The 21,167-nt window shown below is 33.8% G+C and carries 21 protein-coding genes; all 21 read left to right on the top strand.

From position 1 onward, the window contains the following. Positions 1-51 precede the first annotated feature (51 nt). The 21 genes from OZP12_RS15950 to flxY all read left to right on the top strand — a co-directional run bounded on the left by OZP12_RS15950 (position 52) and on the right by flxY (position 21,111). Positions 52-750 (top strand): ABC transporter ATP-binding protein, encoded by a 699-nt coding sequence (locus OZP12_RS15950; RefSeq protein ID WP_281229083.1) that lies wholly within the window; start codon positions 52-54, stop codon positions 748-750. After that, a complete protein-coding gene (locus OZP12_RS15945; protein WP_281226028.1) occupies positions 740-2,023 on the top strand; it encodes an ABC transporter permease in 1,284 nt (427 codons plus the stop codon). Before OZP12_RS15950 ends, OZP12_RS15945 begins: the two co-directional genes overlap by 11 nt. Continuing rightward, positions 1,998-2,447 carry an acyl-CoA thioesterase gene (locus OZP12_RS15940; protein WP_281226027.1) on the top strand — a complete coding sequence of 150 codons (450 nt, stop codon included), beginning with the start codon at positions 1,998-2,000 and terminating at the stop codon, positions 2,445-2,447. Before OZP12_RS15945 ends, OZP12_RS15940 begins: the two co-directional genes overlap by 26 nt. A 1-nt stretch (position 2,448) precedes the next feature. Beyond that, positions 2,449-3,579 (top strand): beta-ketoacyl-[acyl-carrier-protein] synthase family protein, encoded by a 1,131-nt coding sequence (locus OZP12_RS15935; RefSeq protein WP_281226026.1) that lies wholly within the window; start codon positions 2,449-2,451, stop codon positions 3,577-3,579. Beyond that, complete coding sequence (locus OZP12_RS15930; RefSeq protein WP_281226025.1) at positions 3,579-4,196, top strand: beta-ketoacyl-[acyl-carrier-protein] synthase family protein; 618 nt, start codon at positions 3,579-3,581, stop codon at positions 4,194-4,196. The genes OZP12_RS15935 and OZP12_RS15930 overlap by 1 nt, the downstream gene beginning before the upstream one ends. 4 nt (positions 4,197-4,200) lie before the next feature. Further along, positions 4,201-4,458 (top strand): phosphopantetheine-binding protein, encoded by a 258-nt coding sequence (locus OZP12_RS15925; protein WP_281226024.1) that lies wholly within the window; start codon positions 4,201-4,203, stop codon positions 4,456-4,458. Positions 4,459-4,596: 138 nt separating this feature from the next. Further along, positions 4,597-4,959, top strand: coding sequence for a four helix bundle protein (locus OZP12_RS15920; RefSeq protein ID WP_281226023.1), 363 nt, complete (start codon positions 4,597-4,599; stop codon positions 4,957-4,959). A gap of 56 nt (positions 4,960-5,015) precedes the next feature. Beyond that, on the top strand, positions 5,016-6,218 hold the full coding sequence (locus tag OZP12_RS15915; RefSeq protein ID WP_281226022.1) for a beta-ketoacyl-[acyl-carrier-protein] synthase family protein: 1,203 nt from the start codon (positions 5,016-5,018) through the stop codon (positions 6,216-6,218). 252 nt (positions 6,219-6,470) lie between these two features. After that, positions 6,471-6,962, top strand: a complete 492-nt coding sequence (locus OZP12_RS15910; protein WP_281226021.1) for a DUF6169 family protein — start codon at positions 6,471-6,473, stop codon at positions 6,960-6,962. Between the two features lie 68 nt (positions 6,963-7,030). Then, complete coding sequence (locus OZP12_RS15905; protein ID WP_281226020.1) at positions 7,031-8,095, top strand: beta-ketoacyl synthase N-terminal-like domain-containing protein; 1,065 nt, start codon at positions 7,031-7,033, stop codon at positions 8,093-8,095. Positions 8,096-8,172: 77 nt separating this feature from the next. Continuing rightward, the gene (locus tag OZP12_RS15900; protein ID WP_281226019.1) at positions 8,173-8,865 is read left to right on the top strand and encodes a polysaccharide deacetylase family protein; all 693 of its coding nucleotides are present in this window, start codon (positions 8,173-8,175) and stop codon (positions 8,863-8,865) included. Next, entirely contained in the window at positions 8,855-9,490 is a 636-nt protein-coding gene (gene lolA2 / locus OZP12_RS15895; protein WP_281226018.1) for a flexirubin biosynthesis/transport protein LolA2, read from the top strand. Before OZP12_RS15900 ends, lolA2 begins: the two co-directional genes overlap by 11 nt. Next, on the top strand, positions 9,468-10,097 hold the full coding sequence (lolB2, locus tag OZP12_RS15890; RefSeq protein ID WP_281226017.1) for a flexirubin biosynthesis protein LolB2: 630 nt from the start codon (positions 9,468-9,470) through the stop codon (positions 10,095-10,097). Before lolA2 ends, lolB2 begins: the two co-directional genes overlap by 23 nt. Positions 10,098-10,127: 30 nt before the next feature. Then, positions 10,128-10,733, top strand: a complete 606-nt coding sequence (locus OZP12_RS15885; protein ID WP_281226016.1) for a porin family protein — start codon at positions 10,128-10,130, stop codon at positions 10,731-10,733. 87 nt (positions 10,734-10,820) lie between these two features. Beyond that, positions 10,821-11,192 (top strand): ApeI family dehydratase, encoded by a 372-nt coding sequence (locus OZP12_RS15880; protein WP_281226015.1) that lies wholly within the window; start codon positions 10,821-10,823, stop codon positions 11,190-11,192. Positions 11,193-11,226: 34 nt separating this feature from the next. Then, positions 11,227-11,709, top strand: coding sequence for a hypothetical protein (locus OZP12_RS15875; RefSeq protein WP_281226014.1), 483 nt, complete (start codon positions 11,227-11,229; stop codon positions 11,707-11,709). Between the two features lie 18 nt (positions 11,710-11,727). Next, positions 11,728-12,909: a DUF2062 domain-containing protein gene (locus OZP12_RS15870; RefSeq protein ID WP_281226013.1), complete on the top strand. Its 1,182-nt coding sequence runs from the start codon at positions 11,728-11,730 to the stop codon at positions 12,907-12,909. Positions 12,910-12,913: 4 nt separating this feature from the next. Beyond that, positions 12,914-16,609, top strand: a complete 3,696-nt coding sequence (locus OZP12_RS15865; protein ID WP_281226012.1) for an MMPL family transporter — start codon at positions 12,914-12,916, stop codon at positions 16,607-16,609. Between the two features lie 2 nt (positions 16,610-16,611). Next, on the top strand, positions 16,612-18,129 hold the full coding sequence (locus tag OZP12_RS15860; RefSeq protein WP_281229082.1) for a phytoene desaturase family protein: 1,518 nt from the start codon (positions 16,612-16,614) through the stop codon (positions 18,127-18,129). A 16-nt stretch (positions 18,130-18,145) separates the two neighbouring features. After that, positions 18,146-19,816 (top strand): C45 family autoproteolytic acyltransferase/hydrolase, encoded by a 1,671-nt coding sequence (locus OZP12_RS15855; RefSeq protein WP_281226011.1) that lies wholly within the window; start codon positions 18,146-18,148, stop codon positions 19,814-19,816. After that, positions 19,813-21,111 carry a flexirubin biosynthesis putative acyl-CoA ligase FlxY gene (gene flxY / locus OZP12_RS15850; RefSeq protein ID WP_281226010.1) on the top strand — a complete coding sequence of 433 codons (1,299 nt, stop codon included), beginning with the start codon at positions 19,813-19,815 and terminating at the stop codon, positions 21,109-21,111. The genes OZP12_RS15855 and flxY overlap by 4 nt, the downstream gene beginning before the upstream one ends. Positions 21,112-21,167: the final 56 nt, after the last annotated feature.

The raw sequence follows: 21,167 nt of genomic DNA, 5'->3' as shown, positions 1-21,167 counted from the left end.
AATTCTATTATCCAAATAACAAATCTGTCAAAAATTTACAAAGATGCCGAAATGTATTCTTTGGATAACTTTTCTTTGGATATAAAAGAAGGGCAGATTTTTGGTTTACTGGGGCCAAACGGTGCCGGTAAAACCACTTTGATTTCGATACTTTGCGGATTGATAAGACCTACTTCGGGTTCTTTTACAATTGATAATTTAGTTTATGCCGAACATGTAAATGAAATCAAAAAAATAATAGGTGTTGTACCGCAGGAATACGCTTTATATCCAACTTTGACAGCTAGGGAAAATTTACTGTATTTTGGAAGTATGTACGGTTTAAAAGGAAATGATCTTAAAGAAAAAGTGATTGACAGCCTTGATTTTTTAGGTCTTTTGAAATTTGCAGATAAGCGCATAGAGACTTTTTCGGGAGGTATGAAACGACGCGTCAATTTGATTGCCGGAATTCTGCACAATCCCAAAATTCTTTTTCTTGATGAACCTACTGTTGGTGTAGATGTACATTCCAAAAATGTGATCATACAGTATCTTAAGGAACTCAATAAAACCGGGACAACTATTATTTATACTTCGCATCATTTATCAGAGGCTCAGGATTTTTGTACCCATATCGCGATAGTAGATCACGGTAAAATTTATGCTGAAGGGACACCAAAGAATTTAATTGAAACCACTGCAAATGCCAGAAATCTGGAAGATGTTTTTATTTCATTAACCGGAAAAGAGTTGAGAGATGCTATATAAACTTTGGATGTCTGTTTACAAAGAATTCCTGTTGCTGAAACGGGATATGGGTGGGGTAGTGACTCTTTTTTTGATGCCATTGGTATTGATTATAACAGTGACACTCATTCAGGACAGTAGTTATAAAAAAGGGAATGATGTCAAAATACCAATTCTTTTGGTTGATTATGACAACGGAAATGTTTCCAAAACGATTTTTGACAATCTGCAAAAGAGCAAAGTGTTTACTGTTGTTACTTCCATTGATAACAAACCAATTACTGAAGCTGTCGCCAAAGAAGCCGTTTTTAAAGGTAAATACCAGTTGGCTGTTATTATCCCGTCACATTTAAGTACCGATTTGCAGGCTAAAATTGATCAGAATGTTCAAAAGATTGTGAGCAGTTTAGGATTTGCTGATTCATCGGCAACAAAACCAAAGGTTAAATTGGTTAACCATAAAGAAGTTAAGCTTTATTTTGATCCTGCAGTGCAGTTGAGTTTTAAAGCCGGTGTGATGAACGGAATTGATAAAATGATTTCTCAAATAGAAACCAAATCAATTTATACTGCTTTTCAGGAACAATTGGGCGATGAAAATGCTAAGTTTGACCAAAAGAGTTTTATCACATTCAAAGAGATCGTTCCTAAAATCAACAACAAAGATATTACTCCAAATTCGGTTCAGCATAATGTTCCTGCCTGGACACTTTTTGCAGTATTTTTTATTGTAATTCCTTTGTCTATCAATATGGTAAAGGAAAAAACGCAAGGGACTTTTATCCGTTTGCGTACTAATCCGGTTCCTAATTTTATTGTTCTGGCAGGTAAAACAGTGATGTATTTAATCATTTGCCAGATTCAGTTTTATATGATGATTGCTGTTGCAGTATATCTGTTTCCGCATTTGGGTTTGCCGTCGCTTAATGTGGAGGGGAATCTTATTCTGATGAGTGTTGTGGCTTTGTTTTCGGGGCTTGCGGCTATAGGTTTCGGAATTCTATTGGGAACGGTGGCCAAAACTCAGGAACAATCAGCTCCTTTTGGGGCAACTTCTGTAATTATTTTGGCGGCTATCGGCGGAATTTGGGTTCCTGTATTTGCCATGCCGAAAATAATGCAGGTGATTGCACAATCCTCGCCAATGAATTGGGGACTTGAAGCATTTTATGATGTACTTTTGCGCAACGGGACATTTTGGGACTTGGTTCCGGAATTATTTTTATTATTTTTATTTTTTGTAGTAACCACTACAATGGCATTACTTTATGACAAGAAGAAAAGAGCTGTATAAAGACACAACCGGTTTGACTGTTTCAGAAGAAATTCGAGTACGGTTTAATGAAACTGACCCACTAGGAATAGTGTGGCACGGCTATTATATTACCTATTTTGAAGATGGAAGAGAAGCTTTTGGACGTCATTACGGAATTTCCTACTTGGATATAGCCAAAACTGGATATACCACGCCCATTGTAAAATCGGTTTGTGAACATAAATTATCATTGCGTTATGGCGATGTGATCCGTATAGAAACCACGATGATTGATACGCCGGCTGCAAAAATGATTTTTAAATATACCATATTCGATGCCAATAATGAAATTGCCTGTACCGGTGAAACTGTTCAGGTTTTTTTGGATAGCAAAGGCGAATTAATGTTGACGAATCCTCCTTTTTTTGAAGAATGGAAGAAAAAGATGGGATTGATAAAATAGAATGATAAAAGAAGTATATATAAACGAAACAAACTGCATTACACCCTTAGGGTTTGATGTGGCCTCCAATATAAAAAATATTAGGAATGCGGTTTCGGGTATTCAATTGCAGGATAAGCCAAAGTTGTTTAATAGCCCTTTTTATGCTTCTATAATCAGTGATGTAGATTTGGATTTGGCTTTCGCCAAAATGACTACAGCTGTGAATTATTCCAGACTGGAAAAAATGATGATTTTGGCTTTGGAACCAATCATTAAAAATTCAAAAGTCATTTTAAATGAACGGACAGCCTTTATACTTTCTACCACAAAAGGGAATGTTACAGCACTGGAAACCGAAAATGTCCAACAGGCTTATTTGAATCAACTGGCAAAAAACATCGTTGATTTTTTTGAATTCAAAACAGAACCTATTGTTGTTTCAAATGCTTGTGTTTCCGGAATATTGGCGGTTTCAGTAGCCAAAAGGTTAGTTCAGGCGGAACTTTATGACAATGTTTTTATTGTTGCTGGTGATGAAGTTTCGAAGTTTGTTTTGTCAGGATTCAATTCTTTTCAAGCAATGAGTGAAATGCCATGTAAACCGTATTCTGTAAATAGAAACGGAGTAACCTTGGGAGAAGCTGCTGCAGCTGTTTTGGTTTCATCGAATGGAGAAAATGCCAAAATAAAAATTTTAGGTGACGGTTCCATCAATGATGCCAATCATATTTCTGGGCCTTCCAGAACCGGCGAAGGACTTTATAGAAGCATTGAGAGTGCTTTGGCGGAAGCCAAAATTAACAGCACTCAAATTGATTATATTTCAGCGCATGGCACAGCAACTCCTTTTAATGACGAAATGGAAGCAATAGCCCTGAATAGGTTGGGGCTTGGAAATGCACCGCTTAACAGTCTTAAAGGATTTTACGGTCACACATTAGGAGCTTCCGGATTGTTGGAAACCGTTATTGGAATTCAGTCAGTACAGGAAGAAGAGCTTTTTGTTTCATTGGGTTTCGATGAAATAGGAGTGAGTCAGCCGATTAATGTTATCGAAAAAAATGAAGATAAAAACATTCGCTATTTTCTAAAAACAGCATCGGGTTTTGGAGGCTGCAACACAGCAGTTTTATTTGAAAAAGTAAATTAATGACATTAGAGAAAACATATATAAAATTCTTTTGCACCATCCAAAATAATCAAATTTTGCTGAATGGCGACGTTGTTTTTGGAACGGATTCAACTGTTTTTTCTGATTTTTCAAAGAAAGCTTATCAGCATTTGGAAATAAATTATCCGAAGTTTTTTAAAATGGATAATTTGAGTAAATTGGCTTTTTTGGGAGCAGAATTACTTTTGAAAACAGAAGGCAATTCTTCTGAAGAAAACAACACTGCATTGGTATTTGCCAACAAATCATCCAGTTTGGATACCGATGTTAAATATCAGAATTCAATTTCGGATCCCGAAAATTATTATCCGAGTCCGGCAGTTTTTGTTTATACCTTGCCTAATATTTGTTTGGGGGAAATTAGTATCAGACATCAATTGAAAAGCGAAAATTCTTTCTTTATATTTGCGGATTACAACCCCGTTTTTATGGAGAATTATAGCAATATACTTTTGAAAACTGGAAAGGCGGATAAAGTTTTGTGTGGCTGGGTTGAATATCACAATGAAGATTACAATGCCTTTCTGTATTTAATAGATAAAGAAGGCGAATTAGAACACAATAAGAAAATATTAAAACAACTATACAATCAATAATATTATGGAAGCATTAAAACAAGAATTAAAAGGTAAAATCATCGAAGTATTGAATCTGGAAGATATCGCTGTGGCAGATATAAATGACAATGATGCCTTATTTGGTGACGGATTAGGACTTGATTCTATTGATGCATTGGAACTTATTGTAATGCTTGATAAAGATTATGGAATTAAATTAGTTGACCCAAAAGAGGGGAAAGTTATTTTTAAATCCATTGAAACAATGGCTGCTTATATAAACGAAAATAGAGTTAAGTAATTTTAGAGTTAAGATTTAAGATTTTAGATTAATTGGAATCTATAATTATATTAGTATTGATAATGCACCGATTCTGTATTTTAATTTTTTATTACTAAAACAAAATCTAAAATCAGAATTCTAAAATCTTTAAACACTATGACTACAAATGAATTAAAAATAAGAACTAAGCAGTTTTCTTTAGAGATTATAAATTTGATAGAAAAAATGCCAAATTCAATTGCCTGCAGAGCGATTTCAAACCAAATTGTAAGAAGTGGAACTTCTGTTGGGGCAAATTATAGAGCAGTTTGCAGGGCAAGAAGTGATAAGGAGTTTGTTTCAAAAATGAATATTGTTTTGGAAGAAGCTGATGAAACTGTTTTTTGGCTAGAAATAATTAATGAAAAAAGGTGGTTATCTGATTTAGAAACTCAAAAATTATTAGACGAAGGAAATCAATTAACAGCGATTTTTGTTAGTTCATTAAAAACAGTTAATACCAGATTAAATACTATTTAAAAACGAAGTTTTTTATTCGCAATACAAAATCTAAAATCTAAATTCTGCAATCTAAAATGAATAAAGGCATCGCAATAACAGGAATGGGTATTATTTCTTCAATCGGTAATTCGGTTGAAGAAAATTACAATGCATTACTGAATTGCCAGGCAGGAATTACAACAATCGAAAATATAGCGACAGCACATGTTGATGTAATAAAGGTTGGTGAAATCAAGAAAACCAATCAAGAGTTGGCCGAAGAACTTCAATTGGGAAAAGACAATAATTTTTCCAGAACCGCAATGCTGGGTACATTTGCAGCCAGACAAGCGGTGAAAAATGCAGGAATAAGTTCCATTAATGAATATAGGACTGGATTAATTTCGGCTACCAGTGTGGGCGGAATGGATATGACGGAGCGTTATTACTACGAATATTTTGATAATCCCGAAGTTGTAAAATACATTGGCAGTCATGATGCAGGAGATAATACTGATAAGATTGCGCTAGATTTGGGGTTGACAGGCATGGTAACCACGATCAGTACGGCCTGTTCATCTGCAGCAAATGCTATTATGCTGGGAGCAAGACTGATAAAATCGGGTAAACTAGATCGCGTTATTGTGGGTGGAACTGATGCATTGTCGAAGTTTACAATCAACGGTTTCAAAACACTTATGATTTTGTCTGATGGCTATAATAGTCCGTTTGATAATAACAGAAACGGATTGAATCTGGGTGAAGCGGCAGCTTTTTTGGTTTTGGAATCAGAGGAATTGGTGCAAAAAGAAAACAAAAAAGTGCTGGCAAGAGTTTCAGGTTATGCAAATGCCAACGATGCTTTTCATCAAACTGCTTCTTCCGAAAATGGTGACGGCGCCTTTTTGGCAATGGAAAAAGCTTTTAAAATAGCCGAATTGCAACCGGAACAAATCGATTATATCAATGTTCACGGTACAGCAACGCCTAATAACGATTTGTCCGAAGGCAGGGCAATAGTGAGATTGTTTGGCGAAAGTAAAGTCCCTGATTTTAGTTCAACCAAACCTTTTACCGGACATACTTTGGCAGCAGCAGCAGCTATTGAAGCTGTTTATAGTGTATTGGCTATCCAAAATAATGTGGTTTTCCCAAATTTGAATTTTAAAACCCCGATGGAAGAATTCAATTTGGTACCGCAAACGACTTTAAAACATAAAAATATAGAACATGTACTTTCTAATTCCTTTGGATTTGGAGGAAATTGTTCGACACTTATATTTTCCAAAAGCGAATAATAATGAACTGAATAACAGGGTGTTTTGAAATAGTTGTATTCTATAGTTTTATTAATGATTATAAAAAATAATAATTATAATATTGTTTTGTTTTGAATTTATCGCATTACTTTTGTTATATGAATAATAAGACCACAAATAAAGAAGCAATAATGAAATCTATAACCAGAATGGTTTCAGATAAGGCTATGGTTCGTTCATTTTTGAAAGGCAATACTCCTATTGAAAAATTAACTCAAAAAGGAATCAAGTTTGCCAAACCAATATAACTACATTTTTAATAAAGCGACAAGTTCTTATAATTTTACAACTAAAAACAATATTGAATATAAAATTGTTTTTATTGTTGATGAAACACTTGATGTTGCTTCAGAGGTTCATATTGAAAATATTTATCAAATTGTAATTGAAAAAATTACTGATAAAGTTGAACCTTTTGATTCTTTAGTATTAAAAACTATTACGGATATTATAACTGCTTTCTTTGCGAATGTAGAAAATGCCTTAATTTATGTTTGTTCTGAAAATGATGAGAAAGCCGAATCACGGTTTAAAGTTTTTAGCAGATGGTATAGAAACAGTAGTTTAGAATCGGTTACTAAAGTAGATAATATTATAAATTGTGAATCTGAGGGAAATATTTTTATCATTTATACTTCATTATTGTATCACAACAAAAATTCAAATGTTGAAAATATACTTGAAGCATATCATAAAATTGAGAAAATTCTAAACGATAAATGATATTATTTTGAAAAATAAAATTAGTCCGATTTTTAGTTAATATTTAGGCAAAGAATTAATAGCTGTAAATGAGAAAAACATACATCAATGGATTAGGTTGTATTTCGGTTCAAAAAACGTTCGATACTGTTTTTTTGGAAGAAGCAGAATTAAATGTAACGGATACTATTCTGCCACTAAAAACTCCAATTTACAAAGATTTTATATCTCCTGCAGCCATTAGAAGAATGGCTAAAGGAGTGAAAAACGGAATTGTAGCTTCCGCTCTTGCTTTGAGGGAAGCTAATTTGGAAACCGTTGATGCAATTATTACTGGTACGGGAATGGGTTGCATTGAAGATTCAGAGAAGTTTTTGAAGACTATTTTGGATAATGACGAGCAATTTCTGACTCCGACTTCGTTTATTCAATCAACACACAATACTGTCGGTGGGCAAATCGCTTTGGGATTGCAATGTAAAGCCTATAATCTGACGTATGTGAATGGTACAGTTTCTTTTGAATCGGCACTTTTTGATGCCAAAATGATGATTGAAGAAGGGGATGCTTCCAGTATATTGGTTGGAGGAATTGATGAAACTGCCGATTATACGATGTCATTATTCAAATTGGCAGGTTTTATTAAGAAAGAAAATCAAGGAGCTTACTCGATTTTAGAATCCACAACAAAAGGAGTTGTTCAGGGAGAAGGAGCCAGCTTTTTTGTTTTGGAAAATGAAAGAAAAGAGAACACAATTGCCGAAATTTTGGATATAGAAATTATCAATAAATTGGAAATAGCAGACGTTGAAAATAAAATCGTTTCTTTCCTAACTTCTAATGGTTTAGAAATTACCGATATTGATGCAGTTTTGCTAGGCTATAATGGTGATGTGGATTCGGATTTGTATTATAAAAATCTATCCAAGAGTATTTTTACCAATATTCCGCAAGTATATTACAAACAGTTGTGTGGCGAGTATTATACCGCTTCGGCATTTGGATTATGGGTTGGTTCCAAAATTATTCAAACCCAAACTGTTCCTGATATTGTAAAGCTAAATGAATTGGCTAAACCATCTTATAAAAAGATTCTGTTATACAATCAGCGTAACGGAATTGACCATAGTTTCACTTTAATTTCCGGCTGTTGAAACACAAAATTATAACCTTTTTTTTTGTTTCGGTTTTACTGATATTGACTTTTTTTAGTTTTAATGCAGTAATAGAAATGAAGTATTTTGTAATTACTGCTTGCCTTTGGATTTTGATAGTTTTTCTTGGTTCTGCATTTATTGGATCCAATTATCATGTTAAAGCATATTGCAGTAATCGATTTAAAAAGGAAAAAAAAATTGCGTTGACATTTGATGATGGTCCCCATGAGATGACGCTGACGGTCTTGGAACTTTTAAAAAAGTACAATGCCAAAGCCACATTTTTCTGCATCGGTAAAAATATAGAAATACATCCTGAAATTTTAAAAAAAGTTGTAGCCGAAGGGCATACCGTTGGGAATCACACTTACAGCCATTCACCTTTTTTTGATTTTTACGGAAAAAATAAAGTGATTGCCGAAATTAATAAAACCGATGATTTGATAGCATCAGTTATAGGGAAAAAGCCATCATTGTTTCGTCCGCCTTACGGAGTTACAAATCCTTCCATCCGCAGGGCATTAGCAGTTACAAATCATAAAACAATTGGTTGGAATATTCGTTCTCTGGATGGGGTTTTTAAAAAAGAAAAATTCCTTTTAGATCGAATTGTCAAAAGAATTAAACCCGGAGGAATTGTACTTTTGCACGATACCTCGCTAGAAACGGCTAACGTACTGGAAAAATTGTTGTCGTTTTTACAAACAAATAATTATGTGGTTGTTCCGTTAGAGGAACTCCTGAATATTAAAGCTTATGAAGATTAGAAGTTATATAATTGTATTATTTTTAATTGGTTTTCAATTAAAATGTTTTGCTCAGGAACAAAAAATGAGCGAAAGTGAAATCTCTGCATTCAAGCAATCTGTTGTTGCTGTCTCCAAAAAAATCAAGACATTAAGCACTGATTTTGTTCAGTACAAACATCTCGATTTTCTGTCAAAAGACATAGAAACTTCTGGAAAAATGATTTTCAAGGAACCCAATTCATTGCTTTGGCAGTATAAAAAACCGTATAATTATTCGATAGTTTTTAAAAACGGCAAAATATTGATTAATGACGAGGGAAAGAAAAGTGCTGTTGATATTGGTAATAGTAAGTTATTTGGAAAAATAAACAAACTGATTGTAGGAAGTGTGAGCGGTGATTTGTTTGATGATAAGGAATTTTCTATTTCGTATTTTAAAAATAAAGATCAAAATAGTGTCCGATTTATTCCGAAAGATGCTACCCTCAAAAAATACATTAAACAAATTGAATTGACTTTTGACAAAGAAGATGCTACTGTTGTTCAGGTCAAATTATTGGAATCCTCAGCTGATTATACCCGAATTGTGTTAAAAAACAAAGTAATAAATGCCAAAGTCGATGAAGCTTCTTTTGCGAATTAGCATTATTTTGGTTCTTGTTTTGTGCTCTTGTTCAACTAATAAAGTGGTACAGGATTATGCTTCTGTGCCCTTAAAAAAAGCGATTTTTGAAGTGCCTTATTTTTCCAATCCGGAGATGGATTATGTTTACAAAGCAAACATTACGGTTTATGGGCACGAGTTAACAGGGATTTTTATTGCCAAGAAAATAAATGATACTACGCATAGAGTAGTTTTTACAACTGAGTTTGGAAACAAACTGATGGATTTTGAAATTTCGGAAGATAATTTTAAAGTCAATTCGATTGTTTCGGAGCTAGACCGTAAAATCTTGATTAATACTTTGGAAGAAGATTTTCGATTGCTTCTTAAAAAAGAATATTTAGTTCAGGAACAATTTGAAAACGAATCGGATAATATTTATAAATCAGCAGACGGAAATCGTGACAATTATCTTTTCTACTCTAAAAAGAATCATCAATTAGAAAAAATCGTTCGTTCTTCGAAGACAAAAGAAAAGTTTATGCTTATTTTTATTACAGAAAACAATATTTTTGCTGAAAGAGTTCAAATTATTCATCAAAACATTAAGTTGAAAATTGACTTAAACTATTTTAAATCAGAATAAAAAAATACTTTATCTTAAAAACAAACAAAAATGAAAAAAGTAACACTAATTGCATTTGTTTTATTTACTGGTCTATTAACTTCACAAGCTCAAGTATCTGTTAGTCCAGGTATTCGTGGCGGTTTAAATCTTTCAAATTTAACCAACTTTGGATCTAGTGATATTAAACCAGATTTTTATGTGGGAGGATCAGTAGCAGTAAAATTTAATAAATATTTCACACTTCAACCAGAATTGACTTATTCCAGACAAGGTGCAAAATCTCGTGAATTTCTCATAGGAGGATATGGATATAATGATGTAAATTATGATTTAAATTATTTGACGATTGGAGCTGTTGGTAAATTTCATTTTGGAGGAAATGGATTTCATGTATTAGCAGGTCCTTCACTGGATATTAAAATTGATGATAATTTTCCTAATTATGGGACAAGCCCTATTGGTGCTGACATTGCTTTTGTTGGTGGAATTGGGTATTCATTGCCAAATGGTTTGACTTTTGAAGCAAGATTTAAACATGGATTAATTGATATTTATGGTTATGATGATGTGAATAATAATGATTACTATTATGATAATATCATTTTAAATTACGCTTTTCAATTCGGAATTAGTTATACTTTTAGAGTAAAATAATACTTAAGAAAGATTAACTGTTTTTTTGGAGATTATAGTACAAATAACAATTTTCAGATAAGGATTTCCTATTCATTCGAAAAAAATATGATTTTAAAAGATTTTTATAAAATAATTTCATTGGAAAACACAACCGATTCCAAGTATAAGGCTGTGATTTTAATCAACGAAAAACACGATGTTTTTAACGGACATTTTCCAGGAAATCCAATCATGCCCGGAGTTTGCATGATGCAAATTATTAAAGAACTAACCGAGCAAATTACAGGAAGTTTGTTGTTCATGCAATCATTGTCAAATGTAAAATTCATGGCTTTGATTAATCCTTTTCAAACTCCCGAATTGCTTTTGGAATTGGATATCGCCCAAACAGAAGACAATTTGGTTAAAGTTAAAAATGTGAGCTATTTTGATGAAACTGTTGCTTTGAAACTGAGCAGTATTTACAGAAAAATCTAAAATCACATCACATTAATTTTTCAATTTCAGCTTAATGAAAACTATCTTTTTGACCTTTTTTATATTGTTTTTCAGTATTCCTTCCCTTACAGAAATCAGAAAACTGTATGCATCAGCCAATAACTCAGAAAGTAATGCTAAAGAATTTTTCCAAAAGCTAATTGAGGTAAATAAAGGGGATATCAAAACCTTAGTGGCTTATAAAGGTGCTTCTATAGCCATTCTTTCAAAATTGGAAAAGAAAGTTTCGGATAAATCCAAAAAATTCAAGGAAGGCGCAGGTTTGATCGATTTTGCTGTAGCAAATGAACCCAATTCAATAGAAATAAGAATGATCCGATTGAGCATTCAGGAAAATGTTCCAAAGATTGTTAATTACAGAGCAAACAAAAAAGAGGACAAAAAGTTTCTGTTGGATCATTATAAGGAGCAAACTGGAGTTTTGAAAACGTATATTGGTGACTTTATTTCGCAATCTAAGAGTTTTTCGGAAGCTGAAAAACAGTCGGTTAAATAGTAAAGAATAGAATAATAAATGAATAATAATTTTCCAGAAACAACAGCAATGGAGCAATACAAAGTATGTGTTATTATACCCACTTATAATAATCACAAGACTTTAAAGCGTGTTTTGGATTCCGTTTTACAATACACTTCCAATGTTATTGTGGTTAATGACGGTTCTACAGACACAACTGCTCGGATTCTGGAAATGTATCCAAATTTGGAACAAATTCACCATTCCAAAAATATGGGAAAAGGAATGGCGATACGTGATGGTTTCAAAAAGGCTTTAGATTTAAACTATGATTATGCCATTACGATTGATTCTGACGGGCAACATTTTCCATCGGATATTCCTGCTTTTATAGAGTCTTTGGAAAAGGATGGTGATGCTCTCCTAATAGGAAGCCGAAATATGACTCAGGAAAATGTTCCTAGAAAAAGCAGTTTCGGGAATAAGTTTTCTAATTTTTGGTTTTGGTTTGAAACCGGCAATAAGTTGGAAGATACTCAATCAGGTTTTAGATTGTATCCTTTACGAAAAATCCCTAACCGTTATTTTACAAATAAATTTGAATTTGAAATCGAAGTAATTGTCCGTTCGGCATGGAAAAGTGTTGCAGTGAAGAACATTCCTGTTCAGGTTTTGTATGATCCGGAAGAACGGGTTTCTCATTTTAGGCCTTTCAAAGATTTTACCCGAATCAGCATTCTCAATACCTTTTTGGTTACTATTGCCCTGATTTATATAAAGCCAAGAGATTTTTTTCGGAAACTAAAAAAAAAAGGACTTAAGAAATTTTTCCTTGAAAATATATTAGAGAGCAATGATTCGAATGCCCGAAAAGCGTTTTCAATTGCTTTGGGGGTTTTTATCGGAATTTCTCCTTTTTGGGGATTTCAAACTATTTTGGTTTTGTTCTTGGCTGTTTTGCTGAAGCTAAATAAAGCTATTGCTTTTGCCTTTTCCAATATCAGTTTTCCACCTTTGATTCCTTTTGTTATTTACGGATCGCTGAAAATAGGAAGCTATTTTATTGTTAGCGACAAACCTTTGATTTTGAATATGGATATGACTTTAGCTGATATTCAAAAAAATATAGCCCAATATGTTGTCGGAAGTTTTATTTTAGCAACTTTTATGGCTGTTGTATTTGGTCTTACAAGTTATCTGTTATTAGCTTTAGTGGATAATTTTAAAAATAAAAAATAGCGGTATGCGCAATTACCTGTACGATTTACATGCATTTATGACGAGAAGGAAATTCCTTTCGGCTGGAATCGTCATTGCTATGGTTTTGTTTTTGGGATTTTTTGCGTCGAGAATAACTTTTCAGGAAAATATAAATCAATTGATCCCTTCCAATGATAAATCGGGAGTGACATCCAAAGTATTGAATCAGGTAAATTTTGCCGATAAAATCTCGATTATCATTTCGGCTGAAGGAAATAGTTCACCAGAGAATTTGACCGAATATGCCAATGCCTTTATTGATAGTTTGGATGGTAATTGCAAACCATTTGTCGCCAAAATTCAGGGCAAAATTGAAGAAGAAAATATTCAGGAAACCTTTGATTTTGTTTATGCCAATCTGCCTCTTTTTTTGGATCAAAAGGATTATGCAGTTATTCAAAGGAAATTACAAAAGGACAGCATAGCCAATAGCGTTGCCTCAGGTTATAAATCGATAATCTCACCGGCGGGTTTGGTTTCCAAAGATTTTATTCTTCGGGATCCCCTTGGGATTTCGTTTATTGCCTTGAAGAAATTGCAACAGCTTAGTGTAGGTGATGATTTTGCAATTCAAAACGGATTTCTGTTAACCAAGGACAAAAGGAATTTATTGCTTTTTGTAACTCCTAAGTTGCCGACCAATGAGACCGATAAGAACACTGTTTTTATTCATAATCTCGAAGAAATCAGGACAAATCTGAATAAGAAGTTCAAAGGCAAAGTGGAGATGACTTATTTTGGAGCGACTCCTGTTGCCGTTGCCAATGCGACTCAAATCAAATCAGATGTTCAAACTACCTCAATTTTTGCTGGGGTTACATTGATTTTAATTCTTGCTTTTTTCTATAGAAACCTGTCAACTCCTATAATTATTTTTATTCCATCTTTGTTTGGGGCAATTTTTGCTTTGGCAGTTTTGTATTTCTGTAAAGGGAGTATTTCAGCTATTTCCTTAGGGATTAGTTCTATTTTGCTTGGCGAAACCACCGATTATTCCATTTATGTTTTGACTCATTTGCGGAATAACAAAGATGTGAAATTACTTTATAGAGATATTTCAAAGCCTTTGTTGCTGTGCGGAATCACAACATCGATTACTTTTTTGTGCCTGTTTTTTATCAAATCGGAAGCTTTACAGGATTTGGGGATTTTTGCAGGATTGAGTGTGGTTTCAACTTCAGTTTTCTCTTTGATTTTAATACCGGTCTTGTATAAGTCAAATTCTAAACGATTTGTTCCAAAGCCTAATGTTATTGATAAACTGGGAACTTATTCTTACCACAAAAATAAATTTTTGATAGGCTCAATGCTTACGTTGTTGGTTGTTTCTCTTTTTACTTATTCTAGGGTTACTTTCAATAATGATCTTTCGGCTTTAAATTTCATGACCCCGAAATTAAAAATGGCGGAGAAACATTTGGAACATATTGCCAATAGTGATTCGTCAAAATCTATTTATTTAGCTACTTATGGTAAAAGTTATGATGAAGTTGTTGCCAATAATAATCAACTTTTTACCGCATTACAAAAGGATAAAAAGACCGATGAAATTTTGAATTTCAGTTCGGTTGGAGGGATTGTTTTTTCAGAAGAAGCCCAAAAGCAAAAGATTCAGGAATGGAATACTTTTTGGAATTCCCAAAAAAAATCAAATCTTACGAAAGCCTTAATTAGCGAAGGAAACCAATATGGTTTTAAACCGACGACTTTTAATGGTTTTTATGAATTATTGGATAAAAACTTCGGCCCAATAACGATTCAGGAATATTTACAGGTAAAATCCTTTTTTCTGGATGAGTTCATCGCTCAAAAGAAGGGATTTTATACCATTTCTACTTTGGTAAAAGTTCATAAGGATAAAAGAGATGCTTTTGTAAATCAAATAAAAAAGCAACCAAATTTGGTTGTTATTGACAGACAGCAAACCAATGAAACGTTTCTTGGAACGCTAAAAACAAATTTTGAAGACCTAGTTGATTATTCTTTTATAGCAGTGTTTTTAGTATTGCTATTGGCATTTAGAAAAATAGAATTAGCCATTATCAGTATTATCCCGATATTAATAAGTTGGATTTTTACCACAGGCCTTATGGGAATGTTTGGCTTGCAGTTTAATGTGGTCAACATCATTGTTTGCACTTTGATTTTTGGAATAGGAGTGGACTATAGCATTTTTATGACCTCGGCATTGCAAAAAGAATACACTTTTGGTAAAAAGGAACTGCCAAGTTACAGAACCTCCATTTTATTGTCGGTCGCAACCACTATTTTAGGAATAGGAGTTCTTGTTTTTGCGAAACATCCAGCTTTAAAATCCATCGCTTTAATAGCGGTGATTGGGATATTCTCGGCCTTGATGATTACCTTTATTTTACAACCTTTGGTATTTCATTTCTTTGTCACCACTAGAGTGAAAAAAGGAAGAGCTCCGTATGAAATCAGACGATTGTTGCATTCTGTTCTTTCTTTTACCTATTTTGGTTTAGGAGGCTTTTTGTTGTCTATTGTAGGAGGAATTTTGATTAGAATTATGCCTTTTTCAAAAAAGTCGAAAATGAAAGCTTTTCATTTTGTTATGTCAAAATTCATGCATTCTGTTTTGATAACTTATCCTTCTGTAAAGCGAAAAATCATAAATAAGTCTAATGAAACGTTTGATAAACCAGCCGTAATTATTGCGAATCATAGTTCCTTTTTGGATATTTTGGCGATAGGAATGCTGAGCCCAAAAATTATTTTTTTGGTTAGCGATTGGGTTTATAATTCACCTGTTTTTGGGAAAGGAGTTCGCTTGGCTGGATTCTATCCGGTTTCCAGCGGTATGGACAATGGAGTGGAACATTTGCGGGCCAAAGTAGAAGAAGGGTTTTCAATTATGGTTTTTCCTGAAGGAACGCGATCTGAAGATAATTCGATCAAGCGTTTCCATAAAGGGGCTTTTTATTTGGCAGAACAATTGCATTTGGACATTGTCCCTGTTGTTATTCATGGATATTCTGAGGTTTTGCCAAAAGGGGATTTTGTCATTAACGGAGGAACAACGGTTGTGACTGTTTTGAATCGTATTTTGCATGGTGATACAACTTTTGGAATTGATTTAGTAGAACGGACTAAAAAAATAAGTGCCTTTTTTAAATCAGAATATAAAAAAATACGTTTGGATTCAGAAGGGGCTGATTATTTTAAAGTAAAGCTGATAAACAGTTATGCTTTCAAAGAACCACAAGTGATAAAAACTGTAAAAGCAGAGGTAGAACAGTATTCAAATTTATATTATAAGCTGAATAAATTTTTGGATGCAAAAGCCAAGATTTTACATTTTGCTGATGATTATGGGCAATTGGACATGCTCATGGCTTTACAGGAACCACAAAGAAAAATAGATTCGGTAATCCTTTCAGATGAAAACAGAGCGGTTGCCCAATCGAATTATATTTTGAGAAAAAGAAAGATTCAGTATTTAGATCCTGCAAAACTAATTCTTCATAAGAAATACGATATTGTTTTGATATCAGATAAACAGGGTTCTAGTGATTTAGAATCAATTTGTAATTTGGCATCAATCGTTATTTTATTAAATGCTGAAAATTTAAAAGATACAGTAGTAAATTTTGGATTTGAAACAGCAACTGATATTTCTATTGAGAATCTGATTGTATTAAAAAAGAGGTCGGAATGAAAATGAAAAAACACTATGACGTAGTTGTAATAGGAAGCGGGTTAGGCGGACTCGTTTCAGCCGTCATTTTGGCCAAAGAAGGCTATAGTGTTTGTGTGTTGGAAAAAAACAATCAGTATGGAGGAAATCTGCAGACTTTTGTTAGAGACAAAACCGTTTTTGATACCGGAATCCATTACATTGGGGGATTGGGCGAAGGTCAGAATCTGAATCAGTATTTCAAGTACATCGGAATTATGGATGGCTTGAATCTGAAAAAAATGGATGAGGATGGATACGACCTGATTTCGTTCGAAGATAATGAACAAGAATTTCCACATGCTCAGGGTTATGATAATTTTAAAAAACAGCTGATTCAGTCTTTTCCAGATGAAAAAGAAGCTATTGAAAAATATTGCAAAGCGATAGTAGAAACTTGTGATAAGTTTCCGCTTTATAATTTAAAATCAGAGGGGAAATATGATAACGATGTTTTAACGATTAATGCAAAAGAATTTATCGATAGTTTGACCGAAAATAAGGTATTGCGATCGGTTTTGGCAGGTAGTAATTTTTTATACGCGGGATTGGGCGACAAATCACCTTTTTATGTGCACGCATTGACGGTGAATACGTTTATGCAAAGTGCCTGGCGATGCATTAATGGGGGAAGTCAAATAACCAAACAGCTAATAAAACAGCTAAAAAAATACAATGGCGTCGCTTTTAAATACAAAGAGGTACTTCAATTAGATGTTGTGGATAATAGGGTGACGACAGCGAGAATGAAAGACGGATTAAGCGTTTCTGCACGATATTTTATCTCCAATATCGAGCCTAAAACCACTTTGAAAATGGCCGGTGAAGACCATTTTAGGAAAGCTTTTGTCAATAGGATTTCGAGTTTGGAGGGAGGCGTTTCGGCCTTCAGTCTTTATGTTGTCTTTAAACCAAAGACTTTTAAATATTTGAATCATAATTATTATCATTTCAAGCATTACGACGAAGTTTGGACATCTCAGGATTATACTGAAGAGAACTGGCCAAAATCATTTTTAGCTTCAATGAATGCTACTAAAAAAGAAGATGGCTGGGCCGAGGGAATGACCTTTATAACCTACATGAAATTTTCGGATGTAGAAATTTGGAAAGATACTTTTAATACAATTGCAGACGAAAATGAAAGAGGTGAAAGTTATGAAGATTTCAAAACCCGTAAAGCCAATCGTTTTCTGGAAGAAATAGAACGGAAGTTTCCCGGAATCAAAGACTGCATAAAATCGGTGCATACTTCTACACCTTTATCGTACAGAGATTATATTGGCGGACATAATGGAAATATGTACGGTTACGAGAAAGATTCAAACAACCCAATGAAAACCTTTATTCCTTCCAAAACAAAGTTGGATAATCTTTATTTAACAGGTCAAAGTATCAATATGCATGGGGTTTTAGGAGTTACAATTGGCGCGGTTGTTACTTGTTCGGAGATTTTAGGTAAAGAATATTTGGTCAACAAGATTAATCAAAACATAGATTGATGGTAAATTGAGGCGTATGAAGAAACATATTGGTCATATCGTTTTCATCGTTTTAGCCTTGGTGGCCGTTTCTTGCGGTACTTCAAAATCAATGCACCATCAGCCGGAATTGCAAAGTTTCAATCACACTATTCCAGTTGTTACAAAAGAATCTGATACTGCTTTTTGTACAGGAAATAATTTTTTACTCAAAAACAAACAGAATTTATGGGAACTCTATGTTGAAGGAGATCCTTTGGAACGTGGTTTGGCGATAGGAAGTTTGACAGATTCTTTATTAAAAAAGCAGGAACATGTTTTTTTTGACAGAGTTGATGATTTGATTCCGTCCAATTTTAAGAGGAATATATTAGTGCATTTTTTGAAATGGTATAATAGGAAATTATATCAGAATGTTGATAATGAATATCAAGCCGAAATTTATGGGCTTTCTCAATATTCACCGAAGAATTTAAGCTATATAGCGCCTAATTTTTTGAGAGATATGTATTTGCATGGCGCTCATGATATTGGTCATGCGGTACAGGATCTGGCTTTGGTAGGTTGTACTTCTTTTGCTGTTTGGGGAAACAAAACAGAAGATGGGGATTTAATCCTCGGGCGAAATTTTGATTTCTATGCAGGTGATGCTTTCGCAAAAGATAAAATAATAGCTTTTATAAAACCAAAAGAAGGCTATCCATTTATGATGGTAACCTGGCCGGGAATGATTGGCGTTTGTTCAGGAATGAATGCCGAAGGGCTGACACTGACTATCAACGCCGGTAAGTCAAAAATTCCGTTGATTGCCAAAACGCCTATATCAATTTTGACACGTGAAATATTGCAGTATGCCAAAACCATTGACGAGGCAATTGCAATAGCCAAAAAGAAAAAAGTATTTGTATCCGAATCTATTATGGTGGGAAGTGCCAATGAAAATAAAGCCGTTTTGATAGAAATTGCTCCTGATAATTTGGGCGTTTATGAGGTTTCAAATGGAAATCAATTGGTTTGTTCCAATCATTTTCAAAGTGATGCTTTGAAAGATAACGAGCGAAATAAAGATCAAATTAAAAACAGCCATTCCCAATATCGTTTTGACCGAATGACACAATTATTGGATGAGAATCCAAAAATAACGACTCAAATTGCTGTCGATATACTCCGAAACAAAGAAGGGATAAATAATCAGCCTTTGGGATATGGCAACGATAAAGCCTTAAACCATTTACTGGCACATCATGGGGTTGTTTTCCAACCCTCGAAACGATTGGTTTGGGTATCGGCGAGCCCTTATCAGCTGGGAGAATTTGTCTGTTATGATTTGAATACGATTTTTGGAAATCAAAAAGTGAAGAACTGTATAGTTTCTTTGGAAGACGAAAAAAGAAATATTCCTGCCGATCCATTTTTGAAAACTGTTGCTTATCAAAACTATGAGCAGTTTCGGATAGAGGATAAAAAAATGGACCTTGTTTTAAAAAATAAATCGAATTTGCATTCTAGTTTTATTGAGAATTATCAATCTTTAAATCCTGATTATTGGGTTGTTTATTATAAAGCAGGATTGTACTTTTATCAAAATAAAAAATATACTTTGGCTAAGGAACAATTTGAAAAAGCATTGGCCAAAGAAATTAGCACACTTCCTGAAAAAGAGGAAATTATCAATTATTTAAAGAAAATAAATAGAAAACGATTATGATTCCAAAGATAGAAACAGCAACTACAGCCGAAATAAAATCGTTTCAGGAACAAAAATTGGCGGAACTTTTAAGCTATGTAAATGTCAATTCTCCTTTTTACAGTTCGCTTTTTTCTAAAAATAATATTGATATTACCACTATAAAAACTCTTGAGGATTTGGCTTTGTTGCCTGTTACCTCGAAAGAAGACCTCCAAAAATACAACGATGATTTTTTATGTGTTCCAATGCATGAAATCATTGATTATGCAACTACTTCCGGGACTTTGGGAGATCCGGTTACTTTTGGTTTAACCGATAAAGATTTGGACAGATTGGCTTATAATGAAGCTATTTCGTTTGATTGTGCCGGAATAAAACAAGGCGACGTTGTACAGTTGATGACTACGATTGACCGTCGTTTTATGGCGGGATTGGCCTATTTTTTAGGTCTTCGAAAAATGAAAGTTGGTGTTATTCGTGTGGGTGCAGGAATACCGGAATTGCAGTGGGATTCGATTTTAAAATACAAGCCAACCTATTTGATTACGGTTCCTTCTTTTTTATTGAAAATGATTGAATACGCCGAAAATCATAACATCGATTTCAATAATTCCAGTGTGAAAGGTGCTATTTGTATAGGTGAATCGTTGAGAAATCAAGATTTCACAATGAATGCACTGTCCAAGAAAATAACCGATAAATGGAAAATTAAGTTGTTTTCGACTTATGCTTCGACCGAAATGAGCACCGCTTTTACCGAATGCGAGCATGGAGTAGGAGGGCATCACCATCCGGAATTGATTATTGTTGAAGTATTGGATGAAAATAATAAGCCCGTAAAAAATGGCAAATCAGGGGAGTTAACCTTTACCACTTTGGGGATTGAGGCGATGCCTTTGGTTCGTTTCAAAACCGGTGATATTGTTCAGTTGCATACCGATCCTTGCTCGTGTGGAAGAAATACATTGCGGGTAGGCCCTGTTATTGGAAGAAAACAACAGATGATAAAATACAAAGGAACTACTTTGTATCCACCCGCAATGCATGATGTTTTGAATGATTTTGATGCTATAGAAAGTTACATTATTGAAATTCATACCAATGATTTGGGAACCGATGAGATTCTGATAAAAATCGCGGTCAAAGATCCCTCACCAACTTTTTTACAGGAATTAAAAGATCATTTCAGAGCCAAACTGCGTGTAACTCCAAAAATTGAATTCACTACAAATGAAGCTCTAAAACCTTTGATTTTTAATCCAATGAGCAGAAAACCAATTCATTTTTTTGATAACAGGAAGAGCGCCATTTAAATATTGATCGTGATTTGTAATCAAATGTTTTAAATTGAAACTTCTAAATGTTTTGA

This window comes from Flavobacterium aquiphilum (assembly GCF_027111335.1).
In the GTDB taxonomy this organism is placed as follows: Bacteria; Bacteroidota; Bacteroidia; order Flavobacteriales; family Flavobacteriaceae; genus Flavobacterium; species Flavobacterium aquiphilum.
Note: the sequence above shows the minus strand (reverse complement) of the source record. Positions and strands in the feature narration are given on the sequence as shown.